At 27.9% G+C, this 14,333-nt stretch carries 12 protein-coding genes, 1 pseudogene and 1 riboswitch; of the genes and pseudogenes, 5 read left to right on the forward strand and 8 right to left on the reverse strand.

Annotated features, from left to right (window positions below; all coding sequences use genetic code 11):
• Positions 1 to 31 precede the first annotated feature (31 nt).
• Positions 32 to 1,042 (forward strand): biotin synthase BioB, encoded by a 1,011-nt coding sequence (gene bioB / locus Q0F58_RS01670; protein WP_294371663.1) that lies wholly within the window; start codon positions 32 to 34, stop codon positions 1,040 to 1,042.
• A 1-nt stretch (position 1,043) separates the two neighbouring features.
• Complete coding sequence (locus tag Q0F58_RS01675) at positions 1,044 to 1,634, forward strand: biotin transporter BioY (RefSeq protein ID WP_294371666.1); 591 nt, start codon at positions 1,044 to 1,046, stop codon at positions 1,632 to 1,634.
• Positions 1,635 to 1,759: 125 nt separating this feature from the next.
• Here the strand turns inward: Q0F58_RS01675 and Q0F58_RS01680 are convergent, their stop codons facing one another.
• Positions 1,760 to 2,608 carry a DegV family protein gene (locus tag Q0F58_RS01680; protein ID WP_294371669.1) on the reverse strand — a complete coding sequence of 283 codons (849 nt, stop codon included), beginning with the start codon at positions 2,606 to 2,608 and terminating at the stop codon, positions 1,760 to 1,762.
• A 201-nt stretch (positions 2,609 to 2,809) separates the two neighbouring features.
• Between Q0F58_RS01680 and Q0F58_RS01685 the strand changes: the two genes are divergently transcribed.
• Positions 2,810 to 2,962, forward strand: coding sequence for a hypothetical protein (locus tag Q0F58_RS01685; protein WP_294371671.1), 153 nt, complete (start codon positions 2,810 to 2,812; stop codon positions 2,960 to 2,962).
• Positions 2,963 to 3,219: 257 nt separating this feature from the next.
• Here the strand turns inward: Q0F58_RS01685 and Q0F58_RS01690 are convergent, their stop codons facing one another.
• From Q0F58_RS01690 to Q0F58_RS01720, 7 genes and pseudogenes are all read right to left on the reverse strand, one after another.
• Positions 3,220 to 3,375, reverse strand: coding sequence for a zinc-ribbon domain-containing protein (locus Q0F58_RS01690; RefSeq protein ID WP_294371673.1), 156 nt, complete (start codon positions 3,373 to 3,375; stop codon positions 3,220 to 3,222).
• Between the two features lie 830 nt (positions 3,376 to 4,205).
• Complete coding sequence (locus Q0F58_RS01695; RefSeq protein WP_367118144.1) at positions 4,206 to 4,406, reverse strand: DUF1667 domain-containing protein; 201 nt, start codon at positions 4,404 to 4,406, stop codon at positions 4,206 to 4,208.
• 135 nt (positions 4,407 to 4,541) lie between these two features.
• Positions 4,542 to 6,305, reverse strand: a complete 1,764-nt coding sequence (locus Q0F58_RS01700; RefSeq protein ID WP_294371675.1) for a methyl-accepting chemotaxis protein — start codon at positions 6,303 to 6,305, stop codon at positions 4,542 to 4,544.
• A 289-nt stretch (positions 6,306 to 6,594) separates the two neighbouring features.
• Positions 6,595 to 7,407, reverse strand: coding sequence for an HAD family hydrolase (locus Q0F58_RS01705; RefSeq protein WP_294371678.1), 813 nt, complete (start codon positions 7,405 to 7,407; stop codon positions 6,595 to 6,597).
• A gap of 65 nt (positions 7,408 to 7,472) precedes the next feature.
• Positions 7,473 to 8,584: pseudogene (locus Q0F58_RS01710) on the reverse strand (phosphoribosylaminoimidazolecarboxamide formyltransferase).
• 135 nt (positions 8,585 to 8,719) lie between these two features.
• A riboswitch (ZMP/ZTP riboswitch) is annotated at positions 8,720 to 8,799 on the reverse strand.
• Between the two features lie 39 nt (positions 8,800 to 8,838).
• A complete protein-coding gene (locus Q0F58_RS01715; RefSeq protein WP_294371680.1) occupies positions 8,839 to 10,140 on the reverse strand; it encodes a homoserine dehydrogenase in 1,302 nt (433 codons plus the stop codon).
• A gap of 273 nt (positions 10,141 to 10,413) precedes the next feature.
• Positions 10,414 to 11,067, reverse strand: a complete 654-nt coding sequence (locus Q0F58_RS01720) for a DUF975 family protein (protein ID WP_294371683.1) — start codon at positions 11,065 to 11,067, stop codon at positions 10,414 to 10,416.
• A gap of 489 nt (positions 11,068 to 11,556) precedes the next feature.
• Between Q0F58_RS01720 and Q0F58_RS01725 the strand changes: the two genes are divergently transcribed.
• Together Q0F58_RS01725 and Q0F58_RS01730 are read left to right on the forward strand one after the other, a co-directional pair.
• Positions 11,557 to 12,516 carry an LCP family protein gene (locus Q0F58_RS01725; RefSeq protein ID WP_294371686.1) on the forward strand — a complete coding sequence of 320 codons (960 nt, stop codon included), beginning with the start codon at positions 11,557 to 11,559 and terminating at the stop codon, positions 12,514 to 12,516.
• A 138-nt stretch (positions 12,517 to 12,654) separates the two neighbouring features.
• Entirely contained in the window at positions 12,655 to 14,328 is a 1,674-nt protein-coding gene (locus Q0F58_RS01730; RefSeq protein WP_294371688.1) for an ABC transporter ATP-binding protein, read from the forward strand.
• Positions 14,329 to 14,333 lie beyond the last annotated feature (5 nt).

Genomic DNA, 14,333 nt, shown 5'->3' on the forward strand with positions numbered 1-14,333 from the left:
TATAAGTTAACAATTGTGAGGAGGAAATAATATGAGTTTAGCAGAAGACATTATAAAAGGCCGAAGACTAAAAAGAGGAGAAAATCTTTCCTTTTTGATTACAGAAAATCTCGAAATATTAACAAAAGGAGCAGATATGATTCGAAAAGAATTATGTGGAGATAAAGCTGATCTTTGTTCTATAATTAACGGAAAAAGCGGAAAATGCAGTGAAAATTGTAAATTCTGTTCTCAATCAGCACATCATAAAACTTCTTGTATATCATCAGATTTTATAGATATTAATACAATTATGAAAGGCGCCAAGGATGCTGCAGAACATAATATTGATAGATATTGTATTGTTACAGCAGGGCGAGCAATAAGTAAACAAGATTTGGAGAAAGCTCTTAAAGCTTACAGGAAAATACACGAAGAATTTCCAGATATGATCTTATGTGCGTCTCATGGATTTATGTCCTTGGAAGATTTAAAGCGTTTAAAAGAAGCTGGAGTAAGTATGTATCATGAAAATATTGAAACATCAGAAGAAAATTTCAAAAATATATGTACAACCCATACTTTTCAAGACAAAATCAGAGAAATAAAAAAAATCAAAGATGCTGGACTAGATCTGTGCTGTGGCGGGATTATAGGTATGGGAGAATCTTGGGAAGATAGAATTAATATGGCCCTCAGCATATCTGAACTAGGAATTCGTTCTATTCCAATTAATGCCCTTATTCCAGTAAAAGGTACTCCCTTAGGAAATTTATCACCAATGAAAAAGGAGGATATTTTACGTTCAATTGCTATTTTCCGTTATATCAATCCTACAGCAGATATTAGAATTGCTGCTGGAAGAAGCTATTTTGAAGATGGTGGAAAAGATTTATTTACATCCGGCGTTAATGCGGCACTGACTGGAGACTTGTTAACTACTGGAGGTACAAATACCAATAAAGATCAAAAACTCCTTAAAGAAATTGGATATACATTAAAAGGTGATGATAAATTTTTTAAAAATGAAAATCAAACAAATCTAAAGGAGGTCCTTGCATAAAATGATTACAAAACCTGAATATAGAAAAAAAGACTATATGTCTAAAAATAAAGTTAAAGATTTGGTCCTTATTGCCATGATGTCAGCAGTTATCTGCATTGCTGGTCCATTTTCTTTAAGCCTTCCTTTTACACCAGTTCCAGTTTCCCTTACTAATTTAGCAATTTACTTTGTATTATATGTAATAGGAACTAAAAGGACTGTTATGAGTTATTTAATATATTTACTGCTTGGAGGAATAGGACTTCCTGTATTCTCTAATTTTTCAGGAGGATTTCAAAAATTAGCAGGACCAACAGGAGGTTATCTTATTGGATTTATTTTAATGGCTGCTATTAGTGGATTTTTTATTGACCGATGGTATAACAAGCCATTGATTTCATTTTTCGGAATGTGGATCGGAAAAATTTTTAGTTCCGCCTTCGGTACACTCTGGCTTGCTTACAGTGCTCATTTAACATTCACAGCTGCATTAATATCTGGAGTTGTTCCATTTCTTTTGGGTGATTTTATAAAAACTGTAGCTGTTGCAATAATAGGTCCAATAGTACGAAATCGACTTATTAATGAAAACTTGGTACTCTATACATAAAAACAATGTCATTTTTAATAAAAAAAACTGTTACACAAAGATTACATACTCAAGTCATAGCTTTTCATATATAATCTTTAATGTAACAGTTTCCTTTTAAAAACTTTCAATCTAATCACATAATCCTACAAAGTAAAATATGCAACTCCTACAGAACCTGGTCCTACATGAGCTCCTATTACAGGACCTATAGATTGGATATTAACTGTAATGCCCAATGCTTTTTCTAATTTTTCTGCCATTTTTCTTCCTTCATCTTCACAATTAATATGATGTACAATTACTCCTCCAGCAGGATTTTTATTGCAATCTTCTACAACTTTATTTATTATTACATCCACAGCCTTCTTTTTTGTCCTTACCTTTTCAAATACTGTAGTTTCTCCATTTTCAACTGTAAGTATTGGCCGTATTTGAAGTATACTTCCAAGAAGCGCTGATGCACTTCCAATCCTTCCACCTTTTTTTAGATATTTAAGTGTATCAGGAACAAATAAAAATCTGCTGTTTTTTCTTACACTTTCAGCTTTTTCTATAACTTCTTTAATATTCATTCCTTCATATGCATATTTAGCACTTTCTATTACTTCATATCCCATCTGCATTGAATTTGTTTCTGAATCAAATATTTCAATATTAGCTTTAGGATATTTTTCCAAAACCATTTCTTTAGCAATATGTGCACTGGAAAAAGTGCCGCTCATTTTAGATGATAAAAATATACATAACACATCATTTCCTTGTATTACATTTGCTTCCATAGCTTTAACCACATCATCTAATGAAGGCTGAGATGAAGTAGGTATTTCATTAATTTCATCCATAAGTCTATAAAATTCAACATTATCAATTTCAGTTTCTTTATAACTTTTATTATTTATCATCACACTAAGTGAAACTATTGTTATATCATATTTTTTTATTAATTCTTCAGGTATATAACTGGTACTGTCTGTTACTATTTTTACTGACAAAATTGTTCACCTTCTTTAAGTTTATAAATGTGCTGCATTTGTTCTTTGATTTTATTTCTATATGATTTCAAAGTACAGTATATATAATTATCACATATTATAACATAATTATACTTATCTTTTCTATTTAATGTGAGAATATTTTTTATTGCATGTGAAAAAATAAAATTGGATAATTTATTTAATATGGAGGGATTAATAATGGCAAAAGATAGTCAGCCAGACAATAAATTTTCAAGAATGAAAAAATGCAATTACCAGACACCTATAACAGAAGAGAATCAAAATCATAATCCTAACAACAAAAAACATTCAATAAAAAGAGAAGGCTTTCAAAGTAATCATATAAATTAAATTTAAGTCTTAATTCTTAATTCAAAAGCTGCTGCATTAAGAAATCCATCTATCTGCTATGCATAATGTATCAAGCAAATTATTTAATACAATATGTGGTGCAGCTTAATCTTTGTGCGGCAGCTTTTTTCTTTAATTAACAGCCATCACTTCTCTTATAGTAGATTGTTTTATGTTTCTCATTCGCTTACAGACTAAATAAAGTTCATAATAAAAAGTCACAAGAGTAAACTCCTGTGACTTTATTACAATATAAATTATCTTCTATTGTTTTGTTGCTTTCTAGCTCTTCTGCATTCTGGGCATCTTACAGGATCATTTTCAAATCCTTTTTCTTTGTAGAATTCTTGTTCTCCAACTGTGAAAACAAATTCCTTTCCACAATCTTTACATACAATAGTCTTATCTTCCATTTTTTATTTCCTCCTTATTTAAAGACTTAGTCAACTAATACTTTCTCATAAGGAGAAATTTTTAATTAAATTAAATCTTCGAATATTAATAGTTCCTCTTCAGAACATTATCATTATATCATGAATAAATATAAAAAACAATACTTTATTATAAATTTTCTATTGTTTTGTAAATATTATCATCTGCGCCAATTCTTGAATCAGCCCTTCTTAAAACCGTCAATTTTTTCACTTATTTTTTTCTAAATTATAACTTATTAATATATCTAATTTGATAAAAATTTATTTGTTATCCTAATTTTATTATTTCCTAATTCGACATTATTGTAATACATAAACCTTTTTGAGTTTATTATATTTTCATTAACTTTATGAATATTGTAAAAAAAGCCTCTGTATTTAAGCTGTCAAAATACAGAGGTCCATATATTATAAAAGGTTATACTTCTTTAAATACAACAATAATATATGTGGAAATTGTATTTATGAATGCAATGAATGGCAATGGCATAAGCAGTCACTACATCCTAGAAATATTCCTTTTGGGGGCTTATTATAGTTTTTGCTTAATAATATACTCTTTATATAACAAATATAACTTATATCACATGTTGTATAAATTCATATCAAACAACAAAAAAGAGATAAAGGGATTTCATTATTACTTTTGAGACCCCATTATCTCTTTCTTTATGTATTTATTTTATCACATAAAATCAGATTTTTCAACATTATAAACTTTACTTTTTATTGTTTTTTTACTTTAAAGCTTTATTTTTTATAATTACCTAATCTCATCTCTAATATGCTTCTTCTTAAAGCTCCATATATTATTGTGCTCTATCCATATTTCTGCATGCCACAATATGAAATCCTGTCCCTAATATGTTTTTAATTATAATATCTCCAAGTTTTACAGATGCCTCTACAACTATCTTGTTTATTTCTTCTATACATTTAAAATTAAGTTCCTTCGGAATTGGTGTTTTTGTTGTTTTTGCGGGAATTACAGATTTTACATATATATATATTTTTTACATATATATATGGAAAAACCTACCCTAATATCAATGCTCTAACAATGTTATTTCATTTTTATGTCTGACTCATTAAGTTTTATTTTTCATTTGGTACATTCAATTTGATCCTATCCTCTCAAGAATCACTTAAATGCTAAGTTTAAATTTTTTAATTTCATTGTCAAGATGTTCTGATTCTTCTGCAAGCTCATCTGCTGACAATTTTGTTCTTTCTACAATTTCTAAATTTGATTCAATAACACAGGATATATCGTCAATTTTTCCTGTTATTGAATTTATATGAAGCAGTTGTTCTTCTGATGACGAAGTTATCTTTTTTATGAGTTTTGAAACATCATTTACATCAGACCATATTATATTTAGATCAGATGATATTTTATGTACCATTTCAGTTCCATACTGTACACATTTCTGTGAACTTCTTATTATTGAAGAAGTACTCCCTACTGCTTCCTGTGATTTATTTGCAAGTTTTAATACTTCTTGTGCTACCACTGAGAATCCTTTTCCATGTTCTCCAGCTCTTGCTGCTTCAATTGAAGCATTTAATGCAAGAAGATTTGTCTGCTCAGCAATTGCTTTTATTGTATATATGACTTCATTTATTTTCTCTGATGAATTATTTATGTCTTCCATTAACTTTAGAAGTTCTCCCATATTCTTGTTTTCATCACTAATCATCTTTTTTGTATTATCAAACAATCCATCAACTTCGACTGCATTCTTTGTATTATCTTTTATCTTATCTGATATGTCTATTATACTTTCTACAACCTCTTCTATTGCCTTAGCCTGCTGATCAGATCCAGTTGACAGTGCCTCCCCTGTTATTGATATATCTTTTGCTCCTTTTGAAACAATACATGATGCATTGTTTATATTATAAAATACACTATTTAGTGATTCTATTATATTATTGAGACTTTCTTCAATTTCAAGAAAATCTCCATTATACTCTATATTTACTTTGGTTCTCAAATTACCTTTGGACAATTCCTTCAATACATTGAATATATCTTTAATATAATTTCCCAAAACAGATATTGTCCCATTTAAATTACGACTCATCATACCCATCTCATCTTTTGAATCATATTCATCATTAGCCTTTAATATTCCTGATGCAAGATTATTCGAAACATCTATAATATGATTTATCCCTTCCAATATTGAACAGGTTATATATTTTGTTATAAAAAAACATATTAGCATAAGAAATAATAACCCTAAAAAAGCTGTTATAAATGTAATATTTCTATTGAAATGTGATGCTTTTATGAAATTTACTGCATTTGAATGTGCTAAATCATATATCTTTTTAATAGATTCTTCACAATTTTCTATCTTTGATTTATAGCCGCTTCCCATAAGTATTTTAGCTGCGTATTTATCCCCATTTAACAATGATTCACTTATCTTTTTTCTATCCTCAAGTGCACTGTTTAACTCTTTTTCAAATTCATCCATAGTCTGAAAATCATTAAAATTCTGAATTTCATTTAACTGTGACAATTTATCTTTCAAAATATTTTCTTCTTCATCTGCCAGATTTAAAAATTTATTTATTCTTTCTCCATCACTTTCAAGCATTGCGCGATACATATACCTATCTATCTTTACTAATGATACCCTTGTATCACATACCATATCATTAGTTGAAAATGGTCCATTATAAAGCCTGCTTATCTTTTGAGACATTATTCCCATATTAAAAAGTAAACTTGTTATAAAGATTATATTAACAATCATAATCAACCCAAAGCCAAAAGATATTTTCTTCTTTATACTATAATCTTTTATTTTTCTGTTAAAATTTTTAATTATACTTTTTTTCAATCCAGTAAAAGATAACTTATTGTTAACTTTTATTTCAATCTTATCTGCAATCATAAACCTTATATCCACCTTCTTAAAAATATTTATATAAGTTCTAATAAAGTTTATTCATATAATCTGCAAAAACTTTATTAAATACTGACTAGAGCCTACATAAAAATATGTTTTTAATTAAAACACCTACATGTTAATATTTTCCTAATTATTACTATACCTTTAGTTCGTTAATAAGGTTTTACATACATGTTAAAAAAGAGTTAAATAGCAAAAAAATAATGCCTTTAAATAAAATCAGCATTATAAAGCTGTTTTCATCAAAAACATTATTCTTTCAAATACAAACCTAAATCCATTTAAAATGACTGCATGCATATTCTATTCCATCTTTATCACATCTTTTAGTTGTAAATGATGCAATTTTCTTTATCTCATCATTTGAATTTCCCATAGCTATTGAATTATTTGCATATTTAAACATTCCTATATCATTTATTCCATCACCAAATACAACTATGTTGTCAAGATTTACATCATACTTTCTTCTAATATATTCAATTCCTTCTTCCTTAAAGTCAAATTCTATAGTTTTCCATATCTTTTCATCGTAAATTTTATATTTTTTTAATGACTCAATTTTATCAATATTTCTGGTATTAAAAAAAATTAATTTTTGTGTGTGCTGTTTCAGAAATTCATATCTATCCATAATTTTAATATCTGTATAATTTGCCCCTGCACATCCTTGAACTGATCCCATCTTAAAATTTCTGCTCTTTGAATAGATTTTCATTAAAAATCTATAAATTTTGACATATAAACCCTTATTTGAAGTATAACATCTTCCTTCACCTACACTAACCATTATTACATTATTTTTTTCACATTCACAAAGAATCTTTTCAAGTTGTTCTTCTGAATAATATTTTTCCATTTCAACTTTATTGTCAATAATTACAGTTCCTCCCCCTGCACATATAGCATTTTTTATGTTTAATTCCTTCATTATTGATCCAATCTCATTTTTTCTTCTTCCTGTAGCAAGAAAAATCTTATTTCCTTTTTGTTGTAATTTCTGTATTGTTTTTTTAGTCGAATATGGTATAGCTTTTCCGTATGGTTTTAAAGTTCCGTCTACATCAAAGAAAAAATATTTCATAACTATATCCCCCGTTTAAGAATCCTTTATTTGCTTAAAATATCAAGACATATCTTTATCTGTTTTTAATGATGAAATAATCTTATTCCTGTAAATGCCATTACAATTCCATATTTATTACACATTTCAATAACATTATCATCCCTGATTGATCCTCCAGGCTCGGCTATATAAGAAACACCGCTTTTCCTTGCTCTTTCAATATTATCACCAAAAGGGAAAAATGCATCTGAACCAAGAGATACTCCTTCCAATTTCTTAATCCATTCTTTCTTTTCTTCCCTTGTCAATACATGAGGTTTTTCTGCAAATACATTTTCCCATACACCATCTTCTAATACATCCATATAATCATCTGATATGTACGTATCAATTGCATTATCTCTATCTGCTCTCTTTATATTTTCTTTAAATTTAAGATTTAAAACTTTTGGATGCTGTCTTAAGAACCATATATCTGCCTTATTTCCTGCAAGCCTTGTACAATGTATTCTGGATTGTTGTCCAGCTCCTATTCCTATGGCCTGACCATCTTTAACATAACATACTGAATTAGATTGAGTATACTTAAGTGTTATCATTGAAATTAAAAGATCGATTTTAGCATTTTCCGGTATTTCCTTGTTTGTAGTAGGAATATTTTTCAAAGCATCTTCTGTAATTTTTATATTATTTCTGCTTTGCGTAAAAGTAATTCCATATACCTGCTTTTTTTCCATTTCCTCTGGTTCATAATCAGGATTTATTTCTATAACAACATAAGTTCCTCTTTTTTTCTTTTTTAATATTTCTAATGCTTCTTTTGAATATGATGGTGCAATAATTCCATCTGAAACCTCATGGGCTAAAAATTCAGCTGTAATTTTATCACACTCATCAGACAATGCAACAAAATCACCATAAGAAGACATTCTATCTGCTCCACGTGCTCTTATATAAGCTGCTGCTATTTTTGACAGTTGCCTTCTGGTGCAAAATGAATCTTTCTCAAAGTATCATCTAATGGAATTCCAACTCCCACTCCTGCTGGACTTACATGCTTAAATGATGCTGCACATGGAAGTTTTACTGCTTCCTTAAGTTCCTTTACACACTGCCAGCTGTTAAATGCATCTAAAAAATTAATATATCCTGGATTTCCATTTAGAATTCTTATAGGTAATTCCCTTCCATTCATAGAAATTTCAGCATACTTTTAATTTGGATTGCATCCATACTTTAATTTTATTTCTTTCATGGTTATACACTCTCCTTTTTTATCTATAATTGATAAAAAAACTTTAAATCAACTATAAAAGAGCCGCTATCTAGGCTCTTCTGCCCAGACGGTCGGCTCTTTTACAGCTATACTTCATGTGGTTTATTCCACTTCCGTCAGTCGTATAACTTATACATTTAAAATATCATTTTTACAATTTTATGTCAATGATTTTATCTTTCTTTAAAATCTTCAATTCTTATAACACTATTGATATTATTTACTCCATTTAATTTCTTTATTTCATCAATAGCCTTATTAAATTCACCTTCAATAGTTCTATGAGTTACTAAAACTATTGTAACAAATCCATCTTCTTCATCACCTTTTTGAATTACAGAACGAAGACTTACATTGTTCTTTCCAAAAATTGTTGTAATTTCACTTAAAACTCCAGGTTCATCAAGTACAGTAGCTCGTACATAATACTTGCTTTCAACTTCATCCATAGCTTTGATTTCTCTCTTCCATAGATTATTCTTAACTACTGGATTTTCATTTTCAGTATTAACATCACTTCTTACTATAGATACAATGTCACTTACAACTGCACTTCCTGTTGGAAGGTCTCCAGCACCTCTTCCATAAAACATTAAGTCACCAACTGCATTACCTTTTATAAATACTGCATTATAAGAGTCATATACATTGGCAAGAGGATGTTTCTTAGGAATCATTGTTGGATGAACTCTTAATTCTACCTTTCCATCAACTTCTTTTGCTATTGCAAGAAGCTTTATTGCCATCTTGAATTCACTTGCATATTTCATATCAACGTCAGTTATTTTTGTTATACCTTCTCTATAAACGTTATCCACATCTATTTTAGTTCCAAATGCTAAAGATGCAAGAATTGCAAGTTTATATTGAGCATCATAACTTTCAATATCAGAAGTTGGATCTGCTTCTGCATATCCTTTTTCTTGTGCTTCTTTTAATACATCATCAAAAGCTGCTCCTTCAAGTTCCATTTTGCTTAAAATATAATTTGTAGTACCATTTACAATACCATATAAAGTTTCTATCTTATTAGCTGTAAGACTTTCATCTATTCCTTTGATTATTGGAATACCACCAGCTACACTAGCTTCATATTGGAACATTATTCCCATTTCATCAGCTTTTTGGAATAATTCATCTCCACCTGTTGCAAGCAGCATTTTATTAGCTGTTACTATATGTTTTTTCTTATCCATACATTTAAGCATATATTCTCTTGCTGGTTCCATTCCACCCATAACTTCAACAACTATCTTTATGCTGTCATCATTTAGTATTTCATTAAAATCAGTTGTTACAATTTCATCTGGAATCTTTACAGGTCTAGGTTTGTTCTTATTCCTTACAAGGACTTTAGCTACTTCAACTTCATAGCCACATCTTTTCATTACTTCTTCTTTATTAGAATTTAAAATCATCCAAACACCACGACCAACATTCCCCAATCCTAGTAGTGCTATTTTTATCTTTTTCATGTTTTGCCCCCCTTGAATTTACCATTTAAATAACAGTATACTATTCCATTATAATTCCAATCATAATTTTTTACCATATTTTTTTATAATATCTCAATAATTTATTATTTTTTAATTTTCAATATACTATTTTTTCCAATAATTAAATATAACTTCAATGTAAAATTATAACGATCAGAATAAAAAATACACCTATAAATAAAAGATAACTATCCATTATTAACGGTGTATTTTTAGTTTATTATATTATAATTATTCCTGTCAAATTAATTTTTAAGCAGTTTTATTGTCTTTTAACTCATTATAGAAATTTCCTAATGTAATATTGTAATAAGGACATACCCATAACATAGCAATTCCAAAAGTTATTTGTCCTAGTATAAACCACCCAATAAAGCTCAATAATAATACAAACAAATAGCCCTTATTTCCTGACATCATAGAACAGCTGGTTTTCATACAATCGATTGCAGACATATCATTATTATCCACTAAAATGAAAAAAGCTTGAGAAAACATAAGACCTAAAATTATTCCTGGAATTATAAAAATCATATATCCAATTCCTATTGCTACCGACATCAAAATAATTATAACAACTGATTTAATAAATATTTTTCCATTAAATCCTGCAAAAATATCTGATACTGCTGAATTTTTTCCTCTTACTACATTTAAAGTGAAAGTACATAATCCATATACTATAGGTCCTGATACTATTATAGCAACAATAATACCAATTATAGCCACCGCTGATGATTCAAACATTGAACCTATTGTACTGATTATACAAGGAATTATAGCACTGATTACAAATGCTGCTATTGCAAGTCCCCATTTTCCATGTAATTGATCTTTGGCATTACGCTTTAGAACCGCTCTTTCAACCATTATAAACTTTTCCTCCATAAATATTATTAAACTCATGCCTAGAGCACTCTTACAATAATATATATGCACAATACAATTTCTGTATTCCCATTATAAAAAATATATATTGCAATATTAAAATTTATCTGATACATATAAAAAAATTTCATCATTCATTGTAAATTGCAATATATATTCTAAATTGATTTTATTGCAAATAGTTCAAATGAAATGTAAAATATTTTCATTTTACAGATTCGATTATTTTTAATATTCTTACCACTTTCTATGAGCTGAATAAAAAAAGATTATTATTGTCATTACTAATAACAAATAGATTATTATTATTTTCATAGAAAACACCTCTGCCTTCAAAATTATATTTTATACACCTAGTTTCTATAAGATTACTTTACAATAATATTAGTATTCACTAATTTACATAATAGAACCCACTGTTAACATAAATCTTATTATACATAATAAATTTATAATCTACATATACTTTTATGTAGATATGAAAATTATAATAAGGATGTATTAATTATGAAGAAAAAAACTATTGTCTTTTCAATGATAACCATAACAACAATTCTTATATCACTTTTTTCCATTTCATATTTTAATAAAGTAAATCTTTCAGATAATAAAGCAGATTCTGAAATAAATAATAACAATAAATTAAAAAATGATGATAATTCATCAAATAGTAAAACCTCAAATAAATATATTAAAAATATACTCTTGTTAGGAATAGACTCTGGTGAAGACAACATAGGACGTTCAGATTGCATAGTTATAGCAACCCTAGATACTGAACACAATAAAATAAAATTATCTTCAATAATAAGAGATTCCTATGTTTTAATTCATAATAAATCTCATAAAGATAAAATCAATCATGCATATGCTTTTGGTGGTCCAGAACTTACACTTAAAACATTGAATGACAATTTTAATCTTGACCTTACACAATTTGTCTCAGTAAATTTAACCTCATTTCCAGTATTGATTGACTCCATTGGAGGAATAACATTAGATATAAATGAGAATGAATTAAAATATATAAACAAATATATTCATAGCTTAAATTCCAAAAATAATACATCTTCTCCTGATATCAATAGCAGTGGAATTCAACATGTAGATGGAACTCAGGCTTTAGCTTATACAAGAATAAGATATACTGATGGTGGTGATTTTGAGAGAAGCCATAGACAGCGCATAGTACTTGAGACCGTCTTTGAAAAATTAAAAGATCTGCCTATAACCTCCTATCCTTCTTTACTTGATAATCTTCTTCCATTAGTAAGCACAAATCTCAATGGCTCAGAAATCCTTTCATTGTGTATGGATCTTATTTCTCTTGACAACATTGATATATTAGAACATCAATTCCCTGAAAATTCAGATGCTGAAGGTAAAATAATAGATGGTATCTACTATTATGTATTTGATGAAGAATCTACTATAAAGAAAATACACAAATTTATTTATGAAAACTGATTCAAATCATTATAAATTATTTACAGATTAAAGTTACACTTAAAATTTATCTAATCACATAAAAATACTGCTTCTAAGATTCCATCCTTTATTGTCAATTGCAATATATATCACTTTACAATGTAGAAAGGATTAACGATGAAAAAAATATTACAAGAATTTTATTGGACTTTTCATAAGTCCAAATTCAGTATTCCTTTTTTAATAATAATAATTATTATATGTTCATTAAATTCAGTAATTAGTGTTTTTACAGCATTTGTAACAAAATATATAATCGATTCAGCATCTATTAACAATATAAATAAAGCTATAATTTCTATTATTATTCTTGGAATATTATTTTTAACTCGTATAATTTTAAACACTGTTGATACAGTTTTTTCATCCTATTGTTTTGAAAATATAAAAAACAAGCTTCAGAGAGAACTTTATAATCATATAATTCACAGTAATTTTAATGATTATAACAGATATCACAGCATGGAATTTTTAACTCGTTTAACTAATGACATAAATACTATTTCAAATATGATTATATATACTATTCCCAATATAGTATCCCTATCAGTTATGTTTATATCATCATTTTTTGCAGTTTTCTCTCTCTCTCCATTTATGTCAGCAATTTCAATATCCGTATTTCCTTTTCTAATATTGCTGAGTAAAATTTATGGAAAAAAACTTAAATACTTTTATTTAGAACTTCAGAAAAAAGAAACTGAATACAATAGTTTTCTTCAAGAAAGTTTCATAAACATAATTATAATAAAAAGTTTTTGTTTAGAAAAAATTAAACTTAAAAATTTAGATAAAATTCAAAAAGATAAAATTCATTTAGTTGTTAAAAGAAATTACTTTAACTGCATATCTAACGGACTATTTTCATTAAGTTCATTTTTGGGATATTTCATGGTTTTTATATGGGGAACTTTTAATATTGCTTCTGGAATTGAGCAGAATTTTGGAAGCTTAACTGCAATGCTTCAGTTATTTACCAATATTCAACAGCCAGTTTATGGATTATCTTCTGCTTTTCCTCAGCTTATCTCTGCATTAGCTGCTTCTGAAAGAATAATGGAAATGGATTCCTTAACTCAGGAATATAATCCATATATTTTGAAAAATTCAGATAATACAAATGATCTTTCTTCTTATACATTATCTTTTTATAATGTTAATTTTAGTTACAACAAACATCAACATATATTAAATAATGTATCCTTCACTGTTCACTCAGGAGAAATAATAGGACTTATAGGTGCTTCTGGCGAAGGTAAAACAACTATTATAAATCTCATACTATCTTTAATTTCTCCAGACAGCGGTTCTATATTAATTAATTCTGAACCTTTAAATATAAATCATAGAAATTTAATATCTTATGTTCCTCAAGGTAATACATTATTTTCAGGAACAATTTTAGATAATTTAAAAATTGCAAAACCAGATGCACATATGAATGAAATTTCTAAAGCTTTAAAATGTGCATATGCTTTTGATTTTGTAAATTCCTTAAAGGAAAATATAAATACTGTAATTGGAGAAAAAGGTGATGCTCTTTCTGGGGGACAAGTTCAGAGAATTGCTATTGCAAGGGCATTTCTAAAAAAATCTCCAATTCTTCTTCTAGATGAAGCTACAAGCTCTATAGATATGGAAACAGAACTAAAAATATTAGATTCTATCAGACATTTAGATTATAATCCAATTTGTATTTTTATCACTCACAGACCAGCTGCCTTATCCATATGTGATACTGTCTTTAAATTGGAAAATGCGAATCTAATAAAAACAGACTATTGTTCATAATACTC

The sequence above is a fragment of the uncultured Clostridium sp. genome (assembly GCF_934754915.1).
Taxonomy (GTDB): domain Bacteria; phylum Bacillota; class Clostridia; order Clostridiales; family Clostridiaceae; genus Clostridium.